Consider the following 26687-nt stretch of genomic DNA (forward strand, 5'->3'; position numbering starts at 1 on the left):
GATAATTATATCATATAACGGTTGGGCAAAAGGGGAGTGCGCGGCGGCACGCCGCGCCAGTTCCGGCTTGAATGCGCCGGCTAATTAGATAACATGTTAATTAACGAGACCGGGCCATCGAAGCCCGCCGTCACAAGAGGGAGAGACACGTGATGAGGAAAGCCTGTCTGGCGTTGCTGCTGGCAGCAAGCGTGAGCCCTGCGCTCGCGCAGGACAAGACCTTCGACCTGAAGATCTCGCACTGGGTGCCGGCCTCGCACCCGCTGCAGAAATCGCTGGAGGATTGGGCCGCTGCGGTCGAGAAGGATTCCGGCGGCACCATCAAGGGCAAGGTGTTTCCGGCCCAGCAGATGGGCAAGGCGTTCGACCATTACGATATGGCCCGCGACGGCATCGCCGACGTCACCTACGTCAATCCCGGCTACCAGCCCGGCCGCTTCCCGATCATCGGGGCCGGCGAACTGCCGTTCCTGATCTCGGATGCCAAAGGCGGCTCGATGGGGCTCGACGCCTGGTATCGCAAATACGCCGAGAAGGAGATGAAGGACGTCAAGTACTGTCTCGCTTTCGTCCACTCGCCCTCCTCCTTCCACTCCCGCACCAAGAAGATCGTGATGCCGGAGGACGTGAAGGGCCTGAAGATCCGCCCGGCCCACGCCACCATGGCGAACTTCGTCACCTCGCTCGGCGGCACCAACGTGCAGTCCTCCGCGCCCGAAGTGCGCGACATCATCGAGCGCGGCGTCGCCGACGGCGTCACCTTCCCCTGGGGCTCGCTGGTGCTGTTCGGCATCGACAAGGTGACCAAGTACGACATGGAGGCGCCGCTCTACACCACGACCTTCGTGTTCGTGATGAACAAGGACAAGTACAATGCGATGTCCGACAAGCAGAAGGCCGCGATCGACAAGAATTGCACGATCGAGATGGCAGGCGTGGTCGGCGAGCACTGGGGCAAGTTCGAGGATGCCGGCATCGACAAGGTCAAGGCGGAATCCGGTCACGAGGTCTACAAGCTGACACCCGAGCAGACCGCCGCTTGGAAGAAGGCCGCCGAGCCGCTGGTCAAGACCTGGTCCGACGGCGCGAAGAAAGCCGGCGCCGATCCGGATGCTGCGCTCGCGGATCTGAAGGCATCGCTGAAGAAGTACAACGCGCTGGCGGAGTGAAGCTGGGCTGCGGCTGCGCACTCCCTGTACCTCTCCCGCTTGCGGGGGAGGTCGGCGCGAAGCGCCGGGTGGGGGCTCTCTCCACATCGGGATTATCGCCTGCGGAGAGACCCCCACCCCGACCCTCCCCCGCAAGCGGGAGAGGGAGCGCAGCTTGATCGCGGGCGCACCTCGAACTCGTCAAGCTTTTGAACAGGACCACCCCATGAAGCGCAGCTGGATGGATCGCGTTATCGATTCGATCGAATGGATCGCAGCGGCCTTCGTCGGCATCGTCGCGCTCGACATCTTCCTGTCGGTGCTGCTGCGCAACACGCTCAACTATGCGATTCCCGACAGTTTCGACATCGGCCGCATGCTGCTCGGCATCCTCATCTTCTGGGGCATCGCGGCGACATCCTATCGCGGCACCCACATCACGGTCGATTTGGTCTGGGGCAATGTCGGACCGCGCTACCAGCGCTGGATCGACGTGTTCGCAACCCTGGTGCTGCTGTTCGTCGTCACGGTGCAGACCTGGACGCTGTTCGACAAGGTCCGCGGCACCTACAACGACAACGTCCAGACCTTCGACATGCACATGCCGACCTGGCCGTTCTTCGCGATCGCCTGGATCGGCGACGTCTCGGCCGTGCTGCTGATCGCGATCCGCACTTACCGGCTGATCTTCCATCCCGAAGAGATGCACGACCCCAAGCTGAAGGCGACGGAATAATCATGAGCACCGATGCCGTCGCCGTTATCGGCTTTGTTTCCCTTTTCGCACTGATGCTGCTGCGCGTGCCCGTCGGCATGGCCATGGGCCTCGTCGGCGTCTCCGGCTTCACCTATCTCGTCGGCGCCACGCCGGCGCTGAAACTGGTCGGCCAGACCTCGATGCGCACGGTCACCGACTACACCTTCGGCGTCATCCCGATGTTTTTGCTGATGGGTTCCTTCGTCAGCAATTCCGGCATGAGCCGCGAGCTGTTCCGCGCCGCCAACGGTTTTGTCGGGCATCTGCGCGGCGGGCTCGGCATCGCCACCGTCGGCGCCTGCGGCGGTTTTGCCGCGATCTGCGGCTCGTCGGTCGCGACCGCCGCGACCTTCTCCGCCGTCGCCTACCCGGAGATGCGCCGCTTCGGCTATCCGCAGTCCTTTGCTACCGGCGTGATCGCGGCCGGCGGCACGCTGGGCGCGATGCTGCCGCCCTCCACTGTGCTCGCGGTCTACGGCATCATCACCGAGCAGGACATCGGGAAACTCTTCATCGCCGGCATCATCCCGGGCATCCTGGCGATGACCATGTACATGATCACGATCTTTCTGATCGGGTATTTCCGGCCCGACTTCCTGCCCAAGGGCAAGGTGCTGCCGTGGCGCGAGCGCTTTGCCGGCCTGAAGGACATCTGGGCGCCGGTGCTGCTGTTCGTGTTCGTGATCGGCGGCCTCTACGGCCTGCCCTATTTGCCGCGCTTCACCCCGACCGAAGCCGGCGGCGTCGGCGCTGCCGGCGCCTTCATCATCGGCGTGGCGACCGGCCGCCTCGACCGCGAGAAGATTTTGGCGTCGCTGCTCCAGGCCACCCGCACGGCGGCCGCGGTGTTCACCGTGCTGATCGGCGCCTTGATCTTCGGTTATTTCCTCACGGTAACGCAGACCCCGCAGAAGGTGACGGAATTCCTCACCGGCCTCGGCCTCGGCCCCTACGGCGTGCTGGCGCTGATCATGGTGATGTATCTCGTGCTCGGCTGCCTGATGGACGCCATGGCGATGATCATCCTCACCGTGCCGATCATCTTCCCCGTGATCATGCATCTCGGTTTCGACCCGATCTGGTTCGGCGTCATCATCGTGATGACCGTCGAGCTCGGCCTGATCCATCCCCCGGTGGGCATGAACGTCTTTGTCATCAAAAGCGTGGTGAAGGACGTCTCCTTCTCCACCATCTTCAAAGGCGTGATCCCGTTCGTGGCGACAGACCTCGTGCGCCTGGTGATCCTGATCGCGTTCCCGCTGCTGGCGACATGGCTGCCGACGCGGATGATGGCGCATTGAAAGGCAAAGCGATGACCACACCGGCGCTGGAAACCAAATACGTTTTCACCATCACCGCAAAAATCGGCGACGTCGTCACCGCCGGCGAGACCGGCATCGGCGTTCGCCGCATCATCCCGATCCTCGGCGGCGAGGTGACGGGCGCGGTCACCGGTCGCGTGTTGCCGTTCGGTGCGGACTTCCAGACCATCCGCCCGAATGAGCTGATTGATCTCGAAGCGAAGTACGCCTTCGAAACCGACGACGGCGCCATCGTCTATGTCGAGAACAAGGGCATGCGCTTCGGCCCGGTCGAGCTGTTGCAAAAGCTCAAGCGCGGCGAACCGGTCGATCCAAAACTGATCTATTTCCGCACCGTGCCGAAATTCGAGACGGGGCATGAGAGCTACCGCTGGCTGATGGAGCACATTTTTGTGGGTTCAGCGGCACGGCATGCGGATCGCGTCGTGATCGACGTGCATCAGGTGATGTAAGCCAACGTTGACCGCCGCCTGTTTAGTGTGTATAAATACACACCATGAATAGTCGAGACATTATCTCGGCCCTTCACAAGAATGGGTGGGTGCAGGCGGCTCAAAAGGGCAGCCACGTCCAGTTCAGACATCCGTCGAAAAAGGGCCGCGTCACGGCCCCTCATCCGAAGCGAGACATCGCGCTCGGAACGTTGAAGAGTATTGAACAGCAATCAGGACTGAAGCTGAGGTAAGCGCCATGCGTCACTACATTGGTCTTATCCATAAGGATGCCGACAGCGATTTCGGCGTGTCGTTTCCGGACCTGCCCGGCGTCGTGACTGCGGGGACCACGCTCGACGAGGCGCGCGACATGGCCGAGGAAGCGCTGGCGTTTCACCTCGAGGGCATGGTGGAGGACGGAGTGGCTATTCCCGAGCCTTCGTTGCTCGAAGACATCATGTCGGATCCCGAGAACCGCTCCGGTGTCGCCATTCTGGTGTCGGTGAAGGATGACCAGCCAAAGGTCGTGCGCGTCAATGTCACTCTGCCCGGAGATGTCCTGGAGCAGATCGACAAGTATGCCGAGGCCCACGGCTATACGCGATCGGGCCTGCTTGCTCAGGCCGCGAAGAAGCTGATGACTGAAGCGGCCTGAGACGCTTCTGAACCTCGCCCCCTATAAGGCGCCCGATTGCCTGGCATTCGTCCGAGCCCGAAGGAGCTTTCACACAGCCCTTGGGGAGAGCTTCCCGTATTGACTCCTCCCGAATTCGTTATAGAACATAACTATTCTGACAAGGACGCAAATGACACAGGGAAACGCCGAGACCGCTGACGCGGGCGCCCCCGGACTATTGAGGATCGAGCGGGCGGACCGGGTTTTGACCGTCGGCCTGAACCGGCCGGCCAAGCGCAATGCGCTCAACGACGGCATCATCCTGGAAATCGGCGAGTGTTTTGCGTCCCTGCCCGAGGATATCGGCGCGGTCGTCATCCACGGCATCGGCGACCATTTCTCCTCCGGGCTCGATCTCTCCGAGCTGACCGACCATGACGCGACCGGCGGCCTGCTGCATTCGCAGATGTGGCACCGGGTGTTCGACCGCATTCAGTACAGCCGCGTGCCCGTGATCGCGGCGCTCAGGGGCGCGGTGATCGGCGGCGGGCTGGAGCTCGCCTGTGCGGCGCATATTCGCGTCGCCGAGCCCTCGACCTATTTCGCCCTGCCGGAGGGGCAGCGCGGCATCTTCGTCGGCGGCGGCGGCTCCGTGCGGCTGCCGCGGCTGATCGGCGTCGCCAGGATGATGGACATGATGCTGACGGGGCGCGTCTATACCGCGACCGAAGGCGCCTCCTACGGCTTTGCGCAATATGTCACGGAAGCCGGCAACGGCCTCGGCAAGGCGCTGGAGCTTGCGACCAAGGTCGCCTCCAACGCGCCGCTGACGAATTTCGCCGTACTGCAGGCACTGCCGATGATCGCGGAAGCCAATCCGCAGGCCGGTCTCCTGATGGAGTCGCTGATGGCAACGGTGGCGCAGAGCGACAAAGAGGCAAAACGCAGGATCCGCGAATTCCTCGAACACAAGACCGCAAAGGTGAAGCCGAAATCATGAGTGCGCAGCCGTCCTCTTCCAGCATGGAGCGCGGCGCGAGCACTTCCCCGCTGCGGCCCATTTCGTTCGGCGATCCCGTCGTCAACATCGAGCGGCGCGACGACGGCACGATTTATCTGCGGCCAACACAGCCGCTCGGCGACTATCCGGTTCGTATCACCGACCGCCTGCATCATTGGGCGACGACCACACCCGACCGCGTCTTCATGGCCGAGCGCGAAGGCGGCCGCGGCTGGCGCAAGATCAGCTACGCCGAGTTACTCGCCGCGAGCCGGCACATCGCCTCAGGCCTGATTGCGCGCGGCCTGTCGGCGGAGCGGCCGGTCGTCATCCTCTCCGGCAATTCGATCGACCACGCATTGCTCGCGTTCGGCGCGTTCTATGCCGGCATTCCGTTCTGCCCGGTGTCGCCAGCCTATTCGCTGGTGTCGAAGGATTACGGCAAGCTGTCCTATTTGATGAAGCTGCTGACGCCCGGCCTCGTCTTCGCCGAAGACGCCGACAAATTCGCCGACGCGCTCGCCGCCAATGTCTCGCTCGGCACCGAAATCGCCGCGTCTTACGGTCACGTCCCGGGCCGCGACGTCACCTTGCTCGCCGATCTCATGGCAACGCCGATCCGCGCCGATCTGGACAAGGTCCACGGCAAGATCGGCCCCGACACCATCGCGAAATTCCTGCTGACCTCGGGCTCGACCGGCAACCCCAAGGCGGTCATCAACACCCAGCGCATGATCTGCGCCAACCAGGTGATGCTGCGCGAGACGCTCGCCTTCCTCAAGGACGAGCCGCCCGTCATCATCGACTGGCTGCCCTGGAATCACACTTTTGGCGGCAACCACAATATCGGACTGACGCTCTACAATGGCGGCTCGATGTATCTCGACGCCGGCAAGCCGGTGCCCGGAGGCATTGAGGAAACCGTGCGCAATCTCCAGGAGATATCGCCAACGGTCTATTTCAACGTCCCCAAGGGCTATGAGTCGCTGCTGCCTTATCTGCGCGACGACCAGGGCCTGCGCGCAAAATTCTTCGACCGTCTGCATGCGATGTTCTTCTCGGGCGCGGCGCTGTCGCCGTTCGTCTGGAACAGCCTGGACGAGCTCGCCGTGAAGGAAAAAGGCTACCGCGTGCCGATGCTGACCGGCTTGGGTGCCACCGAGACCGCGCCGTTCTTCATGTCGGTCAACCCGCGCACCAGCCGCTCCGGCCATGTCGGGCTTCCCGTATCTGGCAACGACGCCAAGCTGGTGCCGAACAACGGCAAGATGGAAGTTCGTTGTAGGGGGCCGAATGTGATGCCCGGCTACTGGCGCCAGCCCGACATCACCGCAAAATCGTTCGATGAAGAGGGCTTCTACAAGCTCGGCGATGCGCTCAAGCCTGTCGATCCCGATGATTTCAATGCCGGCTTCGATTTCGACGGCCGCATCGGAGAGGATTTCAAGCTTGGCAGCGGCACCTGGGTCAGCGTCGGCCCCTTGCGCGCGCGCTTCGTTGCGGCCTGTGCGCCGCTGGTGCGCGACGTCATCATCGCCGGCATCAACCGCGACGAGGTCTCCGCACTGGTCGTGCTCGATCTCGACGGCTGCCGGCTGATCAACCCGACGCTGCCGGTCGACGATCTCGTCGTCGCGACCCGCGACCGGCTGGTGCGCGAGGCTCTCCGCGAACGGCTGACCCGTTTTCTCGGCGAAGCCACCGGCTCCTCGACGCGGATCACGCGCGCGATCCTCATGGACACGCCACTCTCGATCGACAAGGGCGAAGTCACCGACAAGGGCTCGATCAACCAGCGCGCGGTGCTCGAGCATCGCAGCCTCCTGATCGAAGAGCTCTACGCTGCCAATCCATCGGACCGTGTGATATCGGTCGGCTAAGAAATCATCGCTACAGGGAGAACGCCATGTTGTTGAAGGATCAGGCTGTCATCGTCACCGGCGGCGCGTCGGGACTTGGCGCTGCGACCGCGCGAAAGCTGGCTGCGCAGGGCGCCAAGGTCGCGGTGTTCGATCTTAATGCCAAGCTCGCCGAGACTGTTGCCGCCGAGATCAAGGGCGTGGCCGTGGCTTGCGACGTCTCTGATGCCGCCTCCGCGGAAGCTGCGATCGCGCAGGCGACCAAGGCCCATGGACCCGCGCGCGTGCTGGTCAATTGCGCCGGCATCGGCGTTGCCAAGCGCGTCGTCGGCCGCGACGGCCCGATGGCGCTCGCCGATTTCGACAAGGTGATCAAGGTCAACCTGATCGGCACCTTCAACATGCTGCGTCTTGCCGCAACCGAAATGTCCAAGCTCGAGCCGCAGGCAACCGGCGAGCGCGGCGTCATCATCAACACGGCGTCCGTTGCGGCCTATGACGGCCAGATCGGGCAATCGGCCTATTCGGCCTCGAAGGGCGGCATCGTCGGTATGACGCTGCCGATCGCGCGCGAGATGGCGCAGTTCGGCGTCCGCGTGCTGACGATTGCGCCCGGCCTGTTCCTGACCCCGCTGCTCGCCAACCTGCCGCAGGAAGCCCAGGACTCACTCGCCGCCGCGATCCCCTTCCCGCGCCGGCTCGGCCACGCCGACGAGTTCGCGGCACTCGCCCTGCACATGGTCGAGAATTCCTACCTGAACGGCGAAGTGGTGCGCCTCGACGGCTCGCTGCGCATGGCGCCGAAATAGGGCACGACATATGTTCGTGAACCGGCGCGACGTACAGATCCAGTGGGGTGACTGCGACCCCGCCAACATCGTCTATTACCCGCGCTATTTCGCGATGTTCGACGATTCGACGTCGACCCTGTTCGAGGTCGCCGGCTTCTCCAAGCAGGATTTGGTCAAAAAATACGGCCTGGTGGGCATTCCCATGGTCGACACGCGCGCCAAGTTCTACATTCCATCCACTTATGGCGACTGGATCACCATCGAAACGAAGATCGAGAGCATCAAGCGCTCGAGCTTCGAGGTGAAGCACAGCGTCTACAAGGGCGAGGCGCTGGCGATCGAGGGCTTTGAGACCCGTGTCCTGGTCGGCCGCTACCCCGTTAACCCCGACAAACTGAAATCGGCACCGTTCCCTGCGGAAATGGTAGCCAAATTCACGGGGAGTTAGGTCGGGAGCTAAATCGCCACATCACCCAAAGAGGGGGCTGAATTACCCCCCGATTTCTGCTTTCAAAGAAACACATAAAGGGAGGAATAGATGAAACGCTTTTACCTGACCGCTGCCGTCACCGCGGCCGCGCTTGCGCTGCCGGCCCTGCCCGCACTGGCCCAGACCACCGAAATCACCATCGGCATCACCACGACCACCACCGGCCCGGGCGCGGCGCTGGGCATTCCCGAACGCAACGCGCTGGAGTTCGTGCCGAAGGAAATCGGCGGGGTGCCGCTGAAGGTGATCGTGCTCGACGACGGCGGCGATCCCACCACCGCGACCACCAACGCCCGCCGCTTCGTCACGGAATCCAAGGCCGACATCATCATGGGCTCGGCGCTGACGCCGCCGACCATCGCGGTCTCCAACGTCGCCAACGAAGCCGGCATCCCGCATTTCGGCCTCGCACCGTTCCCGATCACACCAGAGCGCATGAAGTGGTCGGTGGCGATGCCGCAGCCGATTCCGATCATGGGCAAGGTGCTCTACCAGCATATGAAGTCGAAGGGCGTGAAGACGGTCGGCTATATCGGCTATTCCGACTCCTACGGCGACCTCTGGTTCAACGACTTCAAGGCCCAGGGCGTGCCGATGGGCATGACCCTCGCGGACGAAGAGCGCTTTGCGCGGCCCGACACCTCGGTGACCGGACAGGTGCTGAAGCTCGTCGCCGCCAATCCCGACGCGATCCTGGTCGGCGCCTCCGGCACCGCGGCCGCACTGCCGCAGACCGAGCTGCGCGAGCGCGGCTATCAGGGCCTGATCTACCAGACCCACGGCGCGGCCAGCATGGATTTCATCCGCATCGCGGGCAAGGCCGCGGAAGGCGTGCTGATGGCTTCGGGCCCGGTGATGGACCCGGAAGATCAGCCGGATGAAGCCGCGACCAAGAAGCCGGGCCTGGCGCTCAACTCGGCCTACGAAGGCAAGTACGGCCCGAACAGCCGCAGCCAGTTCGCCGGCCACTCCTACGATGCCTTCGAGATCCTGAAGCGCGTGATTCCAACGGCGCTGAAGACGGCCAAGCCCGGCACGCCGGAATTCCGCGAAGCAATCCGCCAGGCACTGCTGTCGGAGAAGGAAATTGCTGCAAGCCAGGGCGTCTACAATTTCACCGAAAAGGACCGCTACGGCCTCGACGACCGCTCGCGCATCCTGCTGACGGTGAAGAACGGCAAGTACACGCTGGTGAAGTAGCGCGACGATAGTTTCGAGACAACGAGAACCGGCCCGATGGGCCGGCTCTTTTCATTTGCGATTCTTGAGCGGCCTCAGGCCGCCTGACGCAGCGGGGTCCAGGCGAATTCCGGATAGTAATTGTCCATCATCCGGTCAACATAGGCGGTGAGATTCGGAAATCCTTCGGCGCGACGGCGCAGTCCGGATTCGAAGAACGGCGTCAGGATGCCGGCCAGCGCGCCGAAGGCAGTGGCATCGACGCCGCTGGGCTTGTTGCCCATCAGATAGGACTTGTCGCCGAGCTGCACCGAGAGCGCAAACAGCGAGCGCACGGCGAGATCGACGTCCTCATCGGGCGCGTGGCGGCCGAGGCCGGAGAGCAGATAGTTCTCGGCGACACGGAATTGCGCGTCCTCGCGTAGCTTCTCGCGAGCGTGCTCCGGCGCGCCGTCGAAGAAATGCGCAGGCCCCTTGGCGAAGTTGACCGGATCGACCCAGCGCGCCCCGACCAGCGCAAAATAAACGTGATGCTCGATCATGCGCTCGAATGCCCAGGCCTGTGCGCGCTCGGCAAGCGACAGGCCGGCGTCGAAATCGAAGCCATAGCGGCGCTCGATATGGGCGCGGATGAAGGTGGAATCCGCCACCGCCTCGCCGCCATCGTCGATGAAAGGCAGCTGCCCCTTGGGAGAGGCGGGCGGCATCGCCCGCTCCTTCCGGTAGGGCAGTCCCGCCATCTTGAGCTGCACCTCCGTCTTGGTGACGAAGGGGCTGATTTCCGGCAGGCCGAAGCCGGTGCCAAAGCCGTAAAGCGTGATCATGAAGGCTCTCCTGAAGCGACCGAAAGAGTTGAGGGAACTTAACCGCCGGCTGCTGCCACCATGGTGGCAGCAGCCGTGATATCTTCTGCGAAACGGGCTCCTCGCCAGGCGCGGGCCATGACATGACGGACCAGCGCGTCCGCAGCCTGGACCAACGAGCGAGCCGCCACGGTCGCGAGCGCAAGGCGGAGATCGATGACCATGAGATCAAGCGATACAAGGCGGCTGGACGCCCATGCGTACCAGGCTCGGATTTGCCAAGGCTGGACGCTCCAGGGCCGGGCCTGCGAAGGCTGGGTCCGCCACAGCGCACCGGCTGGGCCGAAATGGGTTGGAATGATCATGGACAAATCCTCTTCAGTCGAAGTGTTGTCCCGGTATAGAACTCCCCTGCTGCCAACATCCTGTCAGCAGCCGCGCGCCGCCTTCTGAAAAAAACAAGCGACAAGAGACCCCTCATGAGACGCGCCGACCGGCTGTTTCAAATCATCCAGGTGCTGAGGCGCACGCGTAAGCCGCTGACTGCGGACGCCATCGCGTCCGAGCTCGAGACCTCGAAGCGCACGATCTATCGCGATATCGCGACGCTGATCGGCCAGCGCGTGCCGATCCGCGGAGAAGCCGGCATGGGCTACATCCTGGAAAAGGGTTTTGACCTCCCGCCTTTGATGCTGACACCCGAGGAGATCGAGGCGGCGGTACTGGGCGCGCAATGGGTCGCCGGCCATGCCGATCCCGCGCTGGCGCGCGCGGCTGAAGATTTGATGGCCAAGATCGCCGACACCGTCCCTGAGCGCCTGCGTCCCTTCGTGCTGGAGCCGGCAAGCCGCGCACGGCCGAGCTGGAACAGGGAGCCGGACCGCCTGGACATGGTGCGCACGCGCACCCAGATCCACGAAGGCAGGAAGATCATGCTGCGCTATCGTGACGAGCAGGGCCGCGCCAGCGAGCGCATGATCTGGCCAATTTCGGTCGGCTATCTCGAAGCCGTGCGCCTGCTCGCGGCTTGGTGCGAGCTACGCAGCGACTTCCGCAGCTTCCGCACCGACCGCGTGGTGGATGCGAGCTATCTCGACGAGAGATATCCGGAGCGGCGCGACGTGCTGCGCGCGAAATGGCGGCAGAGCCTGGTCTGGGGCCCGCCAAAGGACACGTGACGATGGACGAGAACTCCCCCATCGACCTGTCGAACTGCTGTCAGAGTTGCGGCGCCTGCTGCGGCTATTCGGCGAACTGGCCGCGCTTCTCGATCGAGAGCGACGAGGAGCTTGCCGCGATTCCCGAAACGCTGGTCAACGACCGCCAGTCCGGCATGCGCTGCGAGGGCGATCGCTGTTCGGCGTTGCAGGGAGAAATCGGAAAGCAGACCGCATGCGGCATCTACCAGGTACGGCCGGAGGTGTGCCGCACATGCATGCCGGGCGACGCCGAATGCGCGATGGCGCGGCGGAAATTCGGGCTGCCTATTATCGCGAACGCATGATCCGGAAAAGTGTGCAGCGGTTTTCCGTCAAGATCATGCGCTAGCAAATGAGGCTTAGGCTGGAACGGCTTCGCTGATCTCGTCGTCGATCTCGTCGTCCAGCGGTGCGAGCACCGAGAGCGGCTTGGTCGACAGCGTGATCGGCTTGCGGCCACCCGACGACGGCGAGGATTTCGCCGCGCCTTCGCGCGCCAGCGCGTAGAGCGTCGAGCCGACGCGGCCGCCGCTCTCGATCAGGTCGCGCTCATTGCAGCTGCCTGCGATCGCGACTGCCAGCGAATGCAGATGGCTGCGGCGATAGCAGAACAAGGCCAGCATGGCGCGGACCTCAGGGGTAACAGTCTCAACCAGCCTCGGCAGACCGCTCGCATTGGCGCGATACATCTCGCCAAGGAGTTCGTCGCGGACCGGGCAGAAATCGCTTTCAAAGGCGTCGCGGCTTGAAAACATTGCAGTTCTCCCTCGTGGGGGAAGATGCAGTGCAATTCTCTAATGAAAGGTTAACCACGCTGCCCGGTAGTCACCCGGGGTCCTTGCGCCCTGACCGCGTATCAGAGGGCCGCCGGCCTCAGTTCGCCGCCATGAAGATCGACAGGCCGAAGCCGGTCAAATGGTGCAGGGCCTGGTCGACACCGATCAGGGTCCAGAACCAGGGATGCGCAAGGTCGACACCGAAATTGGCCGAGACGAGGCCCTTGGCGCGGTCGATCGTGATGTGGATCACGAAGTCGATCAACGCCACAAACCAGAATTTCGGCGCCACGATCAGGATCAGCGGTAGCGCAACCGCAAGGTGAATCAGGCAATGCACCAGGAGCGGCAGGGCCCAGCCGTGCTTCTGGTCCTTGCCTTGCGCCATCCAGGCGGTCTGCAGAACGAAATCGGCGATGATGTGCTTGAAGGTGAGCAGCAACATCCAGCCAATGAGCGCTTCGACCGGAACCGCCGATGACAGGGGTGGAAACGACAAAGCTGACGCCCTCATTGACGTGAGAAGAAGAATTGGAGCGTTCAGCGCAACCTCTTCCTGGACCGGTCAAATCGCCGGGACTTGCGATTTATGACATCTCCCGCGGCGGAATGCAGCCGGGGGAACCGGAAAATCGCCAACTGTGGCAAACTGGTGATAGGATGACCAATGGCCGCGGCCGAGTTGAGTAAGGTTACCTTCGGCTCGAAATTTGCATTCCGTGACCTGCGCGCTATCATTGTCAGTAGAATATCGTTCCTTTTTTCAGACGTTTACGAATTACGGGGCGTCCGCAGCGATCCACTTCCGCGAGCCGGCCGCCGTTGGAAGAATAAGGCCAGAGTGCTGCCATGAGTACTGAGGGCCCTACCTCGTCGCCGATCGAGCCGCCGCCCCGGCGACCCAAGGTGATCAAGACCAATCAGCAGCAGGTCTTCCTCTACGTCGTGCTGACCCTGCTGTTGTCGCTTGCCACCGTCTGGGGCGGCCGCGCGCTGGTGCACAATTCGGAGACGCTGATCTTTGCCGTCGGCGCCCCCAACAGCAACGAGGCGCTGTTCGCGGCCAAGCTTGCCGCTGTCCTGAAGAACAACACCTCGCGCTTCCGGATCAAGATCGTCAACAACGCCGACAACGCCAAGGCGATCGCCCAGTTCGACCGCAAGCAGGCCGACCTTGTTGTGCTGCGGACCGACGCCAAGGTGCCGCTGCGGGCACGCACGCTCGCGATCCTCGAGCACGATCTCGTGCTGCTGCTCGGGCCCGGCAACAAGAAGATCAAGTCGCTCGCCGAGTTGAAGAAGAAGAAGGTCGCCGTCCTCGCCGACAACGAAGCCTCGCTCGCCTTCGTCCGCGGCATCCTCGACATTCCCGATGGTCCGGACGCGGCGAAGATCCAGATGGCGCCGCAGGGCGCAACGCTCGACAAGCTGTTCGCCCCCGCAAGCGGCTTTGGTGCGGTCGTCGCTATCGTCCACGCCTCGAAGGCGGTGCGGGACAAGGCCTATGAGCAGGTCGCCAAGCGCGGCGGCTTCACACTGAACGCGATTGACGAGGCGAAGGCGCTGGCGCGCAAGATTCCCGGCATTTCCAGCGAGACGCTGACGGCGGGCACGCTGTCTGCATCGCCGGAAATTCCCGACGACGATCTCGACACGATCGGGCTCGAATGGCTGCTGGTGACGCAATCAAAGATGTCGGCGGCCGCCGCGGGCGAGCTGGCGCGCACCGTCTACGAGAACAAGTCCGCGCTCGGGCTCGACAGCGGCTTTGCCAGCCGAATCGAGCCCGCCTCCGTCGAGAAGGACGCCTTCGTGATGGCGCATCAAGGCGCAGCCGACTACATCAACGACGACACCAAGTCGTTCATGGATAAGTACAGCGACCTGATGTATCTGGGCGCTGCCGCGCTCAGCGTCATCGGCTCGATCTTCGCCGCGATCTACGCCAAGATCACCCGGATCGCACCGGAGAAGGCCAGCGAACTCTCCACCGCCATCCTCGACATCGGCGAGCGGATCGAGCACGCCCATTCGCTGGACCAGCTCGAATGTCTCCAGGACGAGCTGGAAGGCATCTTGCGCGGCGCGGTGATCGGCTTGCGGGACGGTACGATCAGCACCGACGGGCTCGACACCTTCAAGCTCGGCTACGAATTCGTCCGCGACGAGATCGGCATGCGTCGCGACTACCTCAAGCGCCATGCCGGCGAGGGCGAGAAGGCCACTCAGGATGTGGCCCCTCCCCAGCACGACGAGAGCAATATCGTGGTGGTGAAGACTGCTCAGAGTGCCTGACCTATCGATTTGAGGTCTTGCGGTGGCGCCTTGCCGGCATTTCCGCAAGCGACCAGGCCGAGTTCGGGAACCGTCTTGCCTCCGCAACCGTTGCCTTCCGGATACAACCGGAGACCGCGCATGCGTGCACTCCTCATCATCTTCCTGCTGGGAATGCTGACGGCGGTTGGCTATTTCGCTTATTCCGCGATGGCGGTCGTGGGCGAGCCGATCCCGACGGAAGGCTACGTGGCGCTGGCGCTAGGGGCCGGGTTTTCCGTTGTTGTCGGCATAGGCTTGATGGTGCTGCTGTTCTTCAGCAGCCGTCGCGGCTACGACGAACCGCCGCATTTCAGGTAACGGCTCGCGGAGCGGCAGGCCGCTCTCGTTGACGGCCTCGGCCCGGGCAGGCACTTTGGGACCGAGGTTCCAGCCGGGACCGCAACGCACAAACCGAGCCGCCTTTCCGCATGTCCAAGCCGCTGATCTCCGCTCTGGCCCAGTTCGCGGCCGCCACGGCCGGCCGCAACATGACCAGGGCAGCCTATGTGGCGGTCGGTGTCGGCGTGCTCGGCATGGTGCTGCTGACGGTCAACCCGGCCTATGAGACCGCGCATCGCTGGGTCGACGCCCTGCTTTGGACCTGCCTCGTCTATTTCGTGTTCGAATGGGTGGTCCGGCTGCGCCATATGGCGCGGCAGGGGCGCCTCGCACTCTACATGTCCTCTTCCGCCGGGCTGGTCGACGCGCTCGGGGCTCTGGCCGTGCCGGCCGCGCTGATTGTCGGGCTCGAGCCGAAGACGGCGTGGCTACTCAGCGTGCTCTGGGTGTTGAAGGTGGTGCCGGGCATTCCCGGCCTGCGGCAGCTCCGCCGCGTGCTGGTGCTGGAATCGGGGCCGCTGGTCAGCGTGCTCGTGATTTTCCTGATGGTGGTCTTCCTGGCCTCGGTCGCCGAATATTTCCTGGAGCGGGACGTGCAGCCCCAGACTTTCGGCAGCGTGCCGGCCGCGTTGTGGTGGGCTGTCGCAACTCTGACGACGACCGGCTATGGTGACGTCGTGCCGGTGACGCCGCTTGGCCGCATGGTGGCCGCGCTGGTGATGATCTCCGGCCTCGGCGTGTTCGGTCTCTGGACCGGTATTTTGGCCACCGGCTTTGCCGCAGAGACCCGGCGCGACAATTTCCTCAAGACCTGGGAATCCGTCAGCAAGGTGCCGTTCTTCGCAGCGCTCGGACCGGCGGCCATCGCCGACGTCACCCACATGCTGCGGACCATGGAGCTGCCGGCGCGCACCATGATCATCCGCAAGGGTGCGCAGGGCGACTGCATGTATTTCATCGCCGCCGGCGAGGTCGAGGTCGACCTGCCCGGCAAGAAGGTGCAGCTCGGCGACGGCGCCTTCTTCGGCGAGATGGCGCTGCTCGGCAACAATTTGCGCGGCGCCAACGTCTCGACCACCAAGGTGTCGCGGCTCCTGGTGCTCGACCTCGTCGACTTTCGCGTGCTGATGGCCCGGCACCCCGATCTCGCCGAGACCATCGACACGGAAGCAAAGCGCCGCGCTCTCGAAAACAAATAACAGGAGACAAGAATGTCGGACATCACCGACGCGGCCTCTGGCCCCGTGCTCGAAATCATGGGCGCACGCGCCACCATCCGCCTCAACCGGCCCAAACATCTCAACCGGCTCCAGGCCGAGGATCTCGGCGTGCTGGTGAAATTGTTCGACCGGATCGAGGCCGATCCCGATATCCGCGTGCTGGTGCTGACCGGCACCGGGCGCGCCTTTTCCGCGGGCTATGATCTCAACTCGGTCGCCGAGCGCGCGGTCAGCGCGAACGAGCAGCAGAGCGCGGGCTCCGCCTTCGAGATGGTCGTCAACCGGCTGGAGGATCTCGGCGTGCCCTCGATCTGCCGGCTCAACGGGGGCGTCTATGGCGGCTCGACCGACCTCGCGCTTGCCTGCGATTTCCGCATCGGCATCGACACCGCCGAGATGTTCATGCCGGCGGCACGGCTCGGGCTGCATTATTACAGGAGCGGCATCAAACGCTACGTGACGCGGCTCGGCCTCGACAATGCGAAAAGACTGTTCCTGACCGCGCAGAAGATCAGCGCGCCGGAGATGCTGCGGATCGGCTATCTCACCGCGATGGTAGCGGTGGAATTTTTGGATGAAGAGGTCGACAAGCTCGCCGGCATCCTTGCCGGCAATGCGCCGCAGGCGATGCGCGGCATGAAGCGCGCGATCAACGAATTCGCCCGCGGCGAATTGGACGAGCAAGCCGCCGATCAGCGCCACCGCGACAGCATGCGCGGCGACGAGATCAAGGAAGGCATCAAGGCGTTCGCGGAGAAGCGACCGCCAGAATTCTGATTACGCCCGCTTCGACCGCATCGCGCGCACCTGCGTGAGCTTGGGATCGCGGACAAGCTCCTGGTAGCGTTTGCTGTCGATGCCGTAGATCGCGATCCGGCCCTCGCTATCGGCATGAACGCCCCAGCCGAAGCGCTTGCCCAGGCTCGACGCCCTCATGCACGCCTGCCCCCGGGAGAAGAACGCTTCACGGGCCGCATGCTTCTCCGTTTTCGTCGCCTTCACAGCGAGCTCGCGTCCCGGCGCAGACGTCGCGAAGATCACGTCGTCGGACGTGTATTTGTAGGGTGCCCTGGCGATCATCAGATATTGCAGGCACGCCACCGTCGGCTTTCCCGCGCGCAGCGGCGGCTCCTCGCCAGTACGCGCGAGACAGTCTTCGGCAACCCGGATGAAGGTGTTGAAGCAGTTGGTCGTGTGCATCTGCGTCGTCATCCGCAACCCTGGATCACTCATCCCCCAGCAGCCGCCGCGGCATGCTGCGCCGCCATCTCGGCATCGGCCGCAGTGATGCGCTGGAACGCAGGCCGCGAGGTCATGCGTTCGGCATAGCGGACGAAGACATCCTTCTTCGGCACGATGCCGAACATCATGGTCCAGCTGAACGCGACACCCCACAAGACATCTGCGGCCGTCATGCGTTCGCCGAGCAGATACGGCCCCTTCGACAGCTGCGCCTCGAGCGCACCCAGCATGGTGTCATAATCGGCATAGGGCGACTGCGTGATCGGCGCCGGCTCGCGCTGCATGAACTTGTCGATCAGGGCCGGCTCGAACGAAGCGCCGTAGTAGGCGATCCAGCGCAGATAAGGGCCGCGCAGCGGATCGTTCAGCGCGGGCGTGAGCCCTGCCTGCGGAAGCAGATCGGCGAGATAGATGGTGATCGCGACCTGCTCGGTCACGAGCTGCCCGCCGCGGCCGATCGCCGGCACCTTGCCGAGCGGATTGATGGCGAGATAGGCCGACTTGCGCTGCTCGCCGGCCTTCATGTTGAGGACATGGAGATCGTAGGGCGCCCCCAGCTCCTCCAGCAGCACGCGCGTGCCGGTGGCGCGGCTTTGCGGCGAATAATACAGCGTGATGCGGTTCGAATCGGTCATGGCAGGTCTCCATCTGGCCGGCTGGCGATGGTCTTGTAGCGGACCATACCTGACATCTTGTGTCAGGTATGTTTTAAGGCATCATGCGCGCGAGCCGGATGCTGTCAATCCTCACCACCCTCCAGGCCAAGGGGCAGGTCACTGCGCCCGAGCTTGCGGAGGCCTGCGAAGTCTCGGTGCGCACGATCTATCGCGACATCGACGCGCTCGCGGCCTCCGGCGTCCCCGTTTATGCCGACCGCGGCGCGGAGGGCGGCTATCGCCTCCTCGACGGCTATCGCGTGCGGCTGAACGGCTTGTCGCAGAGCGAGGCGGGAGCGCTGTTCCTGACCGGATTGCCGGGCCCGGCCGCGGCGCTCGGGCTGGATGCCGCGATGATCGCCGCGCACAACAAGCTGATGGCAGCGCTGCCCGCAAATTTGCGCGAGGATGCCAGCCGGATGCAGGAACGCTTTCATCTGGACGCGCCGGGCTGGTTCGGCGAGGCGGAAGAGCCAAAGCATCTGCGCACCATCGCCGGCGCGGCTCTGCGCGGGACGCTGATAAAAATCCGCTACCAGAGCTGGCGCGCCGAGAAGCAGCGCCGCGTCGCGCCGCTCGGCCTCGTGCTGAAGGGCGGCAGCTGGTATCTCGCAGGTTTGGTCGACGGCAGCGTGCGCACCTATCGCGTCGCGCGCGTGCTCGACTGCACGGCGCTCGACGATCACTGCGAGCGTCCCGCCGATTTCGATCTCGCGGCCTATTGGCGGGACGCAACGCTGCGCCTCGAGGCCGAGATGCATCCCAATGTCGCGGTCGTCCGGCTATCGCCCTTCGGCGTCAAGCTGCTCGACGCGCTGAGCCAGCCTTACGTCAGGGCGCGTACGCAGCTTGAAGACTCCGCCGATGCAGACGGCTGGCGCATTGCCAGAGTGCCGACCGGAAAGACGTCATGGCACGCTGCGGCCGAATTGTTGCGGCTCGGGCCCGAGGCCGAAGTGCTGGAGCCGGCCGATCTGCGCGAGAAGATGGCGGAGCTGACGCAGGCGATGGCTGCGCGGTATCGCGCGGCGCGGAAAACATGACAGCGGCGTAACCCGCCGCGACCGACGAAACACTCCTGAAACACGATTCTCCCCTCGCTGCATGAACGCATTCGCGTTTCGGCTCGACCGAGATGCAGGGACACAACAACGGCCCTTGCGCCACACTGGAGAATGAAAATGTTTCGTAAGCTTGCTCTTGGTCTGATCGCTGCCGGCTCGCTCGGCGTTGCCGCTCTCGCGCCGACCGCCGCGTCAGCCCACGGCTTCCATCATCACTGGGGTCCCGGCTGGGGCTTTGGCGGCATCTACGTCAACACCGGCGTCAACAATTGCTACCAGGAGCGCGTCGTCCAGACCGGCCACGGCCTGCGCGTCCGCATGGTGAATGTCTGCGCCTACGGCGCCTACTGATTGATCGCCTTCACGACAAAGCTCCGGTCGCGCCGCGACCGGAGCTTTGCGTTTGCGCTAGCCGGCCTGCCGCTGCCGGCGAAACCAGGCCCAGGTCTCGCGCGTCGTTCTGATGTAGCCGCGGCCACGATAGAGGATCTCGCCGTCGACGATCACGTTCAGCTTCGGCAGCGCGTGAAAGGGAATCGAGGGATAGGCGTGGTGCTCGACGTGATAGGGCATATTCCACGTGAACCATTTGACAATCGCGCCGGTATAGGTGGTGCGGGTATTCTGGAAAGCGCTGCGGGTGCGCTCGCAGCCGGTGTGCTCGGCATAGAGATACGGCCGCAGGAAAAATTGCCCGATCATCAGCGGAACGATCCAGACCCAGAGCAGCAGCGCCGACGAGAACCAGAGCGACAGCACGAGCAGCAGCGCATAGAGCGCGGCATAGGCACGCGCCTCGGTCACGATGATGGCGCGCCTGTTCTCGGGGATCCAGGGCACGACGACCTTGCCGGTGACGGCATGGCCAAGCATCAGCCAGACGCGGCCGGCGACCTGAAGCAGGCCGCTATAGGCGAGCGCGAGCTGCGTGTCGGACTTCGGCTTCACGCCGACGACCAGCTCGGGATCCTTGTCCGGATCCTGGGTGTAGCGGTGATGGTCCCAGTGGAACAGACAGTAATATTCGTAAGGCAATCCGATGATGAAGCCTGAGAGATAGCCGACCGCGAGGTTGAGGCCGCGGCTTCTGAACGCGGTCTTGTGCGCGGTCTCATGCACCGCCATGAACAGGAAGGCGACGAAATAGCCCTGCACGGCCACCAGTGGCAGCGCCCAGAGGACGCCGTATGTCGCGGTAACCTTCCATATCAGCGCGCCGACCAGCGTGATCGGGCCGTAATGGCCGAGGCTGCGCGCTGCGCCCTGGAAATTGGAGCGCGACGACAATTCGCGCAGCATCGCCGGTGACAGCGGCTTCAGGCGATGGCCGGACTCTGAAACGGTTGCGTCGCTCATGATCGGATGCCTGCCCTACTTGCCGAGGAGTGTTGCAATCTCGGCCTTGATGAAGGCCTGATCGCGCGGATTGCTGACGGGGTTGCCGGCGCGATGGCCGTGCAGCGACGGGATCGGATGCAGCGCCGCTGATTTCGCGTTGACCAGCCGGCCGAGTTCGTCCTCGTTGTCGCGGACGTCGAAATAGCGATCGGTCGCGCCCGGCATCAGCAGCATGTGCGCCTTGATCGCACCGAGCGCGCGATCGAAATCGCCGTCGAATGTGGCGCAGCGGCTGACATCGCCGTTCTCCCAGATGCCGATCTGGGCCAGGAGATCGTTGGCGTCGCGCCGGGCAAACGCCGGGTCCCATGCGCGGACGAGATAATCGTCCAGCGAGGCGAAGCCCGCTTCGCGCCAGATCTCGTCGCGATAGAAACCGTGCGACATCGCCCAACCCGCGTAGACGCGCCCCATGGCGCGATAGCCAGCGACAGGCTTCTCGACGAAGCGGCCGTCGCGGAAGGCCGAATCGGCGGTCAGCGCGGCCTTCACGCTTTCCAGGAAGACGTAATTATAGGGCGCGCAGCGGGCACTGCCGCAGACAACAGCCGCGCGCTCGACCATATCGGGATGCAGCGCCGCCCAGTGATAGGCCTGCATGCCGCCCATCGACCAGCCATAGACCAGGGCAAGCTTGGAGATGCCGAACCGCTCGGTGAGCAGCCTGTGCTGAATCGCGATGGCATCGTGATAGGTCATCATCGGGAACGACGCAGCCGTATTCGACGGCGAGGACGACAGGCCGTTACCGAACAGGTTCGGGATGACGATGAAATAACGCGTGGGGTCGAGCACGCCGTCAGGGCCGATCAGCCACTCGGTGTCGGTGTGCTGCGCGCTGAACGAAGTCGGATAGAGAATGACGTTGTCTTTGGCGGGGCGAAGCCGGCCGTAGGTCTTGTAGGCGAGCTGGAGCGAAGGGAAGACGGCGCCAGACTGGAGCGTGACGTCGCCTGCCGCGAAGATCTCGTAGTCGCGGTCCGCCGTCATGCGTCCAACTCCCGCTCGCGCGCCAAGCGCGCCGCCGAAACGGCGATGCATCGATCATGCCGTTCCCGCAGACGCATCGTTGCGCCACGCTCAATAACTGTACTTGTAGTCCATTTATTGTGAACCGGCAAGATGAATCCGATCGCGCGTCGGCTCAGGCGATGGCCGCCAGATAGCGCGCGACAGACGCCGCGAATGCGACCTTGGCGCCGGCGGCGATGTTGCGGCCCCACCACGCACCGTAGATGCGATCGAACGCCAGCGGCTCGACCGCAGCCGCAATCCGTCTTACCGCCGCGGCATTGAGTGGCATGTAGTTCGGATAGGAGTACATGAAGCTGACGAAGCGGCGATCCATCGTCACCTGCGCGATATCGCCGGTGAGCAGCGCACCCCTGCCGTCCGCACCGCGCGCATGGTGCAGCATGGTGGCACCGGCGAAATGACCGCCGGTGCGCAGGAGCAGCATATCGTCGGAGATGCGATGGCTTTCACCGGTCCAGTGCACGATCGATGAATGTGGACGCGTCACCCATTGGCGATCATCGGTGTGCAAATAGACCGGCACCCCGCCGAACGCCTCGCTCCAGTCGGCGAGCGCGCCATAGTAATGCGGATGCGAGATCGCAATCGCCTTCAGCCCGCCGAGTGACCGCACATGCGCGATCGCCTCCGGCGTCGCCAGCGGTACGCAGTCCCACATCAGGCAGCCGCCCGCGAGCGGCACCAGCAGCGCGCGCTGGCCGATGGCAAAGCTTGGCTCGAGCGCGATGCCGGTCAGGCCGAGATCCTCGCGCCAGACCAGGCGGTGACGTTCTCCGAGCGCCTCGCGCGTGAGGAAAGTTTGCCCCTTCCAGCCGACGAATTGCCGTTCGTCCTCGCAAATCGGACAGGACGGGGGCGGATTTTCGCCGTCCGGGAATTGCGCGCCGCAGGTTTCGCAGGTCCAGAGGGGCATGATCATGATCCAGAACGAGACCGGAACGGCGCGAAGCGACATTCCCGTCCTCAATCGCAGGCGCGGCCGGAACTAACGCGCTGAGCGCAGGTTACTTTCTGGTCCGCCCCGGCGCAATTGGCCGGCCGTCAGTCTTGCACGAGACCATAGTCGGTTGGCAGCAATACGTTCAGCGTCTCGATGACATCGCGCCCCGCCCCGTCCCGCCTCTGGCCGCTGTTCGCAGTCAACTTCTTCATGGCCGACATGCAGTCGGGCATCGGGCCGTTCGTCGGAGTGTTCCTTCAGGAGCGCGGCTGGGCGAGCGGGCTGATCGGCACCGCGATGACGATCGGCAATGTCGCGGGCATGCTGGTCACGACGCCGATCGGCGGGTTCATCGATTCCAGCCGCAACAAGCGCCTGTGGGTGGTCATCCCCGGCATCTGCGTGGTGCTTGCGTCCGCGATCATCCTGATCTCGCAGAATTTCTGGGCGGTGACGTTCTCGCAGGTCGCACAATCGCTGGCGAGCGCCGCGATCGTGCCGGCGGTCACAGGTATCACGCTCGGCATCGCGAAACAGAAGGGATTCAATGCACTGAACGGCCGCAACCAGGCGTTCAACCATGCCGGCAACATGGTCGGCGCGGCGCTGTCGGGCTATCTCGGCTATCAATTCGGCTACGTCTCGGTGTTCGTGCTGGCCGCCGCGTTCGGCGCCATCGCGATCGCCTGCGTGCTGATGATACCGGCCAAGACGATCGACGACCGCGCCGCGCGCGGCAGCAAGGAGGATGACCCCGACAGCCAACCGGATGCGCTCACGATCCTGCTCAAGCACAAGGCGCTGCTCGTCCTTGCGCTGGCTCTCGCCCTCTTCCATCTCGGCAACGCCGCGATCGTTCCGCTTTACAGTCTTGCGGCGGTGGCCGACGGACAGGCCAACGGCCCGAGCTTCGTCGCCACCACCGTGGTGATCGCACAGGGCGTGATGATCGTCACCTCGCTGATCGCCATGAAGGTCGCGAGCAAGCGCAATTACTGGCCCGTCATCCTCGTCTCCTTCATGTTCCTGCCGATTCGCGGCGTGCTCGCCTTCTTCGTTACGGGATGGTGGGGCGTCGTGCCGATGCAGGTGCTCGACGGTATCGGCACCGGGCTCCAGACGGTTGCCGTTCCCGGCATGGTCGCGCGCTCCCTCAACGGCACCGGCCGCATCAATCTCGGCCAAGGCGCCGTCATCACCGTGCAGGGCGTTGGCGCGAGCCTCAGTCCCGCCCTTGGCGGCTGGATCGCACAATGGATCGGCTATGGCCCGACCTTCCTGCTGCTCGGCGGCTTCGGGCTCGCGTCGATGGCGCTGTGGCTGGCGTTCGGCGCGGCCGTGAAGAAGTACTGAGGCGAAAAGGCCTCAGGGAAATTCCACCACGATCTTGCCGAAGTGGCCACCCTGCTGCATCAGCCGCAGCGCGTCGGGCACGGCGTCGAAGCCGAACACGCGGTCGATCACGGGCTTCATGCCATTGCGGTAGATCGCAGCACTCATACCTTCGAACATGCGGCGGCTGCCGACAGACAGACCAATGACGTGCAGGTTCTTGGAAAACAGGCTCGGAATCGCGATCTGCTGGGAGAAGCCTGTGAGCACGCCGATCACCAGGATGTTGCCCCCGACCCGCGCCGCCTCGAGCGATTGCGCAAAAGTATCCTTGCCACCGACCTCGACGACATGATCGACGCCGCCATCGGTCCACTCCGAAGCTGCCTTGCCCCATTCGGGCACCGAACGATAGTTCATGGTGTGATCCGCCCCGAGCGCCTTGGCACGTTCGAGCTTCTCGTCGCTCGACGAGGTCACGATCACGCTCGCACCGGCGAGCTTTGCGAATTGCAGCGCAAAGATCGACACACCGCCGGTACCCTGCACCAGCACCGTGTCACCGGGCTGCACCTTGGCCTCCTCGAACAGCGCGCGCCACGCCGTGAGCCCGGCACAGGGCAGCGTCGCCGCTTCCCGGAAAGACAGATGCAACGGGATGCGGGTGACGCCCTCGGCGTCGAGCACCATGACCTGCTGAAGCACGCCGGGCCGCGTGCCGCCGAGCGCATAGCGACGGCTGGTGGCCGACACCTTCCCGTCGATCCAGGATTGGAAGAACATCGGACAGACGCGATCACCCACCGCGACGCGGACAACGCCATCACCGACGGCGATCACCTCGCCGGCGCCATCCGAGAACGGGATCAGCGGCAATCTGGTGACGCCGCCCTTCCCCTGCACCGTGAGCAGGTCGCGATAATTCACAGATGCGGCCCGCATGCGCACCGCGACCTGCCCCGCGCCAGGTGTGGGCTCGGGCAGATCGGCCAGCTGCATGCCCTCGATCGACCAGTCACGCGCAACCTGCCAGGCTTTCATGGCGATCCCTCCGCCTCAGGTGCCCAAATTCTTCTGGATCGCCTTGTCGAGCGTCTCGCCCCCGATGAAGCGCTGGCGCAGCTCGCGCTTGAGCAGCTTGCCGCTCGGGTTCTTGGGCAAGGCATCGACGAAGATGACGCGCTTGGGCACCTTGAAATGCGCCATCTGGCCGGCGCAGTGCTTGATGACGGAATCCTCGTCGAGCTTCTCGCCGCTCTTGACCACGACGATGGCAGTCACCGCCTCGATCCAGCGCGGATCGGGCAAGCCGACGACGGCGACTTCGGACACTGCGGGGATGCGATAGACCATCTCCTCGACCTCGCGGCTGGCGACGTTCTCGCCGCCGGTCTTGATCATGTCCTTGACGCGATCGACCACGGTGATGTGGCCTTCTTCATCGACGATGGCGAGGTCGCCCGAGTGAAACCAGCCGCCGGAGAACGCCGCCGCCGTCTTGACGGGGTCGTTGTAATAGCCGGAGAGCAGATGCGGCGAGCGGTGCACGATCTCGCCGACCTCGCCGATCTTGACGTCCTCCATCGACGTGGTGACGACTCGCGTCTCGACATTGAGCACGGGCTTGCCGGCCGAGCCCGCCTTGCGCAGCTGGTCCGCAGGACCCAGCACGGTCGCGAGCGGCGCTATCTCGGTCTGGCCGTAGAAATTCCAGAACTTGACGTTGGGCAGGCGGCGCTGGAGCTCGAGCAACACCTCCACCGGCATGATCGAGGCGCCGTAATAGCCCTTCTGAAGCGTCGACAGGTTGGCCTTGTCGAAGTTAGGCGAGCGCAGCATCGCGATCCAGATCGTCGGCGGCGCGAAGAAGGACGTGATCTTGTGCGCCTGGATCAACGACAGAATGTTGTCGGCGGTCGGCTTGCCCGTGATCACGCCGGAGGCGCCGAGATAAATTTGCGGCCCCAGGAACACGTCAAGCTGCGCGCAGTGATAGAGCGGCAGCGCGTGCAGGAATTTGTCCTCCACGCTCATGCCGCCGTCGATGATGCAGCTGACATATTGCCACATCACCGCATCATGGGTCAGCATCGCGCCCTTGGGCAGGGACTCCGTGCCGCTGGTGTAGACGATCTGCGCGAGATCGCGGCTGTCGACGGACGCCTCCAGGAACGAAGCGTCGGGGCTGAGGAGATCGTCGAAGGTGGTGAGGCCCGCAGGCGCCGTGGCGGGATCCTCGCCCGGCAGCCAGATCGTCTTCTCGACCGCACAATCCCTGGCGCTTGCGGCGAGCGCGGGCTCGACGAAATCAGGACCGGCCGCGAGCAGCTTTGCGCCGGAGCTCTTCAGGATGAAGTTGATCTCGTCCGGATTGAGCATGAAGTTGATCGGCACCAGCACCGCGCCGATCCGGGCCACCGCGAACCGGAGCGCCGCAAAGGCGTGCGAATTGCGCGACAGCACGGCGAGGCGGTCGCCCTTCTTGACGCCGAGGCCGAGCAGACCGCGGCTGAGCCGGTTGCAGATCGCGTCCATCTCGGCAAACGTCCAGCTCACATTGCCACAGCTCACCGCAAGCCTGTCCGGCTCGCGACCCGCCGAACGGCGCAGAAGATCGCCGATGGAATGCTCGCGGGCCTTCGAGATGGTGGCTACGATGTCGCCGGTCATGTGTCCCTCCGTGTGATGTCTTTTTTTGCTGGATTTTGCTTGAAGTCTTGCGGCTTGTCTTTTCTTGCGCATGATCCTCCCGGAAAACCGCTCCACACTTT

At 64.0% G+C, this 26687-nt stretch carries 31 protein-coding genes; 20 read left to right on the forward strand and 11 right to left on the reverse strand.

The features are described 5' to 3' along the window. Positions 1–152: 152 nt before the first annotated feature. The 11 genes from ABIB06_RS06125 (at position 153) to ABIB06_RS06175 (ending at position 9617) form a co-directional block, all read left to right on the forward strand. Positions 153–1169, forward strand: coding sequence for a TRAP transporter substrate-binding protein (locus ABIB06_RS06125; protein ID WP_247343965.1), 1017 nt, complete (start codon positions 153–155; stop codon positions 1167–1169). 205 nt (positions 1170–1374) lie between these two features. Next, positions 1375–1884 carry a TRAP transporter small permease gene (locus tag ABIB06_RS06130; RefSeq protein ID WP_007599673.1) on the forward strand — a complete coding sequence of 170 codons (510 nt, stop codon included), beginning with the start codon at positions 1375–1377 and terminating at the stop codon, positions 1882–1884. A 2-nt stretch (positions 1885–1886) separates the two neighbouring features. Then, the gene (locus ABIB06_RS06135; protein ID WP_247343970.1) at positions 1887–3206 is read left to right on the forward strand and encodes a TRAP transporter large permease; all 1320 of its coding nucleotides are present in this window, start codon (positions 1887–1889) and stop codon (positions 3204–3206) included. An 11-nt stretch (positions 3207–3217) separates the two neighbouring features. Further along, positions 3218–3679, forward strand: a complete 462-nt coding sequence (locus ABIB06_RS06140) for a DUF3237 domain-containing protein (protein WP_354044609.1) — start codon at positions 3218–3220, stop codon at positions 3677–3679. A gap of 44 nt (positions 3680–3723) precedes the next feature. Then, a complete protein-coding gene (locus tag ABIB06_RS06145) occupies positions 3724–3912 on the forward strand; it encodes a type II toxin-antitoxin system HicA family toxin (RefSeq protein ID WP_354044608.1) in 189 nt (62 codons plus the stop codon). Positions 3913–3917: 5 nt separating this feature from the next. Then, positions 3918–4316: a type II toxin-antitoxin system HicB family antitoxin gene (locus ABIB06_RS06150; protein ID WP_354044607.1), complete on the forward strand. Its 399-nt coding sequence runs from the start codon at positions 3918–3920 to the stop codon at positions 4314–4316. A gap of 151 nt (positions 4317–4467) precedes the next feature. Next, positions 4468–5277: a crotonase/enoyl-CoA hydratase family protein gene (locus tag ABIB06_RS06155; RefSeq protein ID WP_354044606.1), complete on the forward strand. Its 810-nt coding sequence runs from the start codon at positions 4468–4470 to the stop codon at positions 5275–5277. Continuing rightward, the gene (locus ABIB06_RS06160; RefSeq protein ID WP_354044605.1) at positions 5274–7157 is read left to right on the forward strand and encodes a feruloyl-CoA synthase; all 1884 of its coding nucleotides are present in this window, start codon (positions 5274–5276) and stop codon (positions 7155–7157) included. The genes ABIB06_RS06155 and ABIB06_RS06160 overlap by 4 nt, the downstream gene beginning before the upstream one ends. A gap of 26 nt (positions 7158–7183) precedes the next feature. After that, positions 7184–7945: an SDR family NAD(P)-dependent oxidoreductase gene (locus ABIB06_RS06165; RefSeq protein ID WP_247343988.1), complete on the forward strand. Its 762-nt coding sequence runs from the start codon at positions 7184–7186 to the stop codon at positions 7943–7945. A 10-nt stretch (positions 7946–7955) separates the two neighbouring features. After that, entirely contained in the window at positions 7956–8375 is a 420-nt protein-coding gene (locus tag ABIB06_RS06170) for an acyl-CoA thioesterase (RefSeq protein ID WP_354044604.1), read from the forward strand. A gap of 90 nt (positions 8376–8465) precedes the next feature. After that, positions 8466–9617, forward strand: a complete 1152-nt coding sequence (locus ABIB06_RS06175) for an ABC transporter substrate-binding protein (RefSeq protein WP_247343993.1) — start codon at positions 8466–8468, stop codon at positions 9615–9617. A gap of 74 nt (positions 9618–9691) precedes the next feature. Here the strand turns inward: ABIB06_RS06175 and ABIB06_RS06180 are convergent, their stop codons facing one another. Both ABIB06_RS06180 and ABIB06_RS06185 read right to left on the reverse strand, forming a co-directional pair. Continuing rightward, on the reverse strand, positions 9692–10420 hold the full coding sequence (locus tag ABIB06_RS06180) for a glutathione S-transferase family protein (protein ID WP_247343996.1): 729 nt from the start codon (positions 10418–10420) through the stop codon (positions 9692–9694). Positions 10421–10458: 38 nt separating this feature from the next. Next, the gene (locus ABIB06_RS06185) at positions 10459–10764 is read right to left on the reverse strand and encodes a hypothetical protein (RefSeq protein ID WP_354044603.1); all 306 of its coding nucleotides are present in this window, start codon (positions 10762–10764) and stop codon (positions 10459–10461) included. A 114-nt stretch (positions 10765–10878) separates the two neighbouring features. On the opposite strand from ABIB06_RS06185, the gene ABIB06_RS06190 reads away from it, so the two are divergent. After that, entirely contained in the window at positions 10879–11577 is a 699-nt protein-coding gene (locus ABIB06_RS06190; protein WP_354044602.1) for a helix-turn-helix transcriptional regulator, read from the forward strand. Between the two features lie 2 nt (positions 11578–11579). Next, positions 11580–11903, forward strand: coding sequence for a YkgJ family cysteine cluster protein (locus tag ABIB06_RS06195; protein ID WP_247344004.1), 324 nt, complete (start codon positions 11580–11582; stop codon positions 11901–11903). Positions 11904–11957: 54 nt separating this feature from the next. Here the strand turns inward: ABIB06_RS06195 and ABIB06_RS06200 are convergent, their stop codons facing one another. Continuing rightward, a complete protein-coding gene (locus ABIB06_RS06200) occupies positions 11958–12353 on the reverse strand; it encodes a hypothetical protein (protein ID WP_247344007.1) in 396 nt (131 codons plus the stop codon). Between the two features lie 118 nt (positions 12354–12471). Next, positions 12472–12819, reverse strand: a complete 348-nt coding sequence (locus ABIB06_RS06205; RefSeq protein ID WP_247344354.1) for a DUF3307 domain-containing protein — start codon at positions 12817–12819, stop codon at positions 12472–12474. A gap of 404 nt (positions 12820–13223) precedes the next feature. Here ABIB06_RS06205 and ABIB06_RS06210 point away from each other — a divergent pair, with 404 nt between their 5' ends. From ABIB06_RS06210 to ABIB06_RS06225, 4 genes are all read left to right on the forward strand, one after another. Continuing rightward, complete coding sequence (locus tag ABIB06_RS06210; RefSeq protein WP_354044601.1) at positions 13224–14669, forward strand: TAXI family TRAP transporter solute-binding subunit; 1446 nt, start codon at positions 13224–13226, stop codon at positions 14667–14669. 120 nt (positions 14670–14789) lie between these two features. Next, complete coding sequence (locus ABIB06_RS06215; protein WP_354044600.1) at positions 14790–15008, forward strand: hypothetical protein; 219 nt, start codon at positions 14790–14792, stop codon at positions 15006–15008. Positions 15009–15118: 110 nt separating this feature from the next. Beyond that, positions 15119–16228 (forward strand): cyclic nucleotide-gated ion channel, encoded by a 1110-nt coding sequence (locus ABIB06_RS06220; RefSeq protein WP_354044599.1) that lies wholly within the window; start codon positions 15119–15121, stop codon positions 16226–16228. Positions 16229–16240: 12 nt separating this feature from the next. Beyond that, entirely contained in the window at positions 16241–17026 is a 786-nt protein-coding gene (locus ABIB06_RS06225; protein ID WP_354044598.1) for an enoyl-CoA hydratase/isomerase family protein, read from the forward strand. Here ABIB06_RS06225 and ABIB06_RS06230 read toward each other — a convergent pair whose 3' ends face one another. Then, positions 17027–17461, reverse strand: coding sequence for a DUF6157 family protein (locus tag ABIB06_RS06230; protein ID WP_354044597.1), 435 nt, complete (start codon positions 17459–17461; stop codon positions 17027–17029). 17 nt (positions 17462–17478) lie between these two features. Further along, positions 17479–18126 (reverse strand): glutathione S-transferase family protein, encoded by a 648-nt coding sequence (locus ABIB06_RS06235; protein WP_354044596.1) that lies wholly within the window; start codon positions 18124–18126, stop codon positions 17479–17481. An 83-nt stretch (positions 18127–18209) separates the two neighbouring features. Between ABIB06_RS06235 and ABIB06_RS06240 the strand changes: the two genes are divergently transcribed. Beyond that, complete coding sequence (locus tag ABIB06_RS06240) at positions 18210–19190, forward strand: helix-turn-helix transcriptional regulator (RefSeq protein WP_354044595.1); 981 nt, start codon at positions 18210–18212, stop codon at positions 19188–19190. A gap of 138 nt (positions 19191–19328) precedes the next feature. After that, on the forward strand, positions 19329–19562 hold the full coding sequence (locus ABIB06_RS06245; RefSeq protein ID WP_354044594.1) for a hypothetical protein: 234 nt from the start codon (positions 19329–19331) through the stop codon (positions 19560–19562). Positions 19563–19619: 57 nt separating this feature from the next. Here the strand turns inward: ABIB06_RS06245 and ABIB06_RS06250 are convergent, their stop codons facing one another. From ABIB06_RS06250 to ABIB06_RS06260, 3 genes are all read right to left on the reverse strand, one after another. Beyond that, a complete protein-coding gene (locus tag ABIB06_RS06250; protein WP_354044593.1) occupies positions 19620–20567 on the reverse strand; it encodes a fatty acid desaturase in 948 nt (315 codons plus the stop codon). 15 nt (positions 20568–20582) lie between these two features. Beyond that, a complete protein-coding gene (locus ABIB06_RS06255; protein WP_354044592.1) occupies positions 20583–21599 on the reverse strand; it encodes an alpha/beta fold hydrolase in 1017 nt (338 codons plus the stop codon). Between the two features lie 154 nt (positions 21600–21753). Continuing rightward, complete coding sequence (locus tag ABIB06_RS06260; protein WP_354045064.1) at positions 21754–22557, reverse strand: MBL fold metallo-hydrolase; 804 nt, start codon at positions 22555–22557, stop codon at positions 21754–21756. 180 nt (positions 22558–22737) lie between these two features. On the opposite strand from ABIB06_RS06260, the gene ABIB06_RS06265 reads away from it, so the two are divergent. After that, positions 22738–23937: an MFS transporter gene (locus ABIB06_RS06265; RefSeq protein WP_247441699.1), complete on the forward strand. Its 1200-nt coding sequence runs from the start codon at positions 22738–22740 to the stop codon at positions 23935–23937. Between the two features lie 12 nt (positions 23938–23949). Here ABIB06_RS06265 and ABIB06_RS06270 read toward each other — a convergent pair whose 3' ends face one another. Both ABIB06_RS06270 and ABIB06_RS06275 read right to left on the reverse strand, forming a co-directional pair. Beyond that, positions 23950–24957: a zinc-dependent alcohol dehydrogenase family protein gene (locus ABIB06_RS06270; RefSeq protein WP_354044591.1), complete on the reverse strand. Its 1008-nt coding sequence runs from the start codon at positions 24955–24957 to the stop codon at positions 23950–23952. A gap of 15 nt (positions 24958–24972) precedes the next feature. Continuing rightward, entirely contained in the window at positions 24973–26586 is a 1614-nt protein-coding gene (locus tag ABIB06_RS06275; protein WP_354044590.1) for an acyl-CoA synthetase, read from the reverse strand. Positions 26587–26687: the final 101 nt, after the last annotated feature.

The organism is Bradyrhizobium sp. LB8.2 (assembly GCF_040548035.1).
Taxonomy (GTDB): domain Bacteria; phylum Pseudomonadota; class Alphaproteobacteria; order Rhizobiales; family Xanthobacteraceae; genus Bradyrhizobium.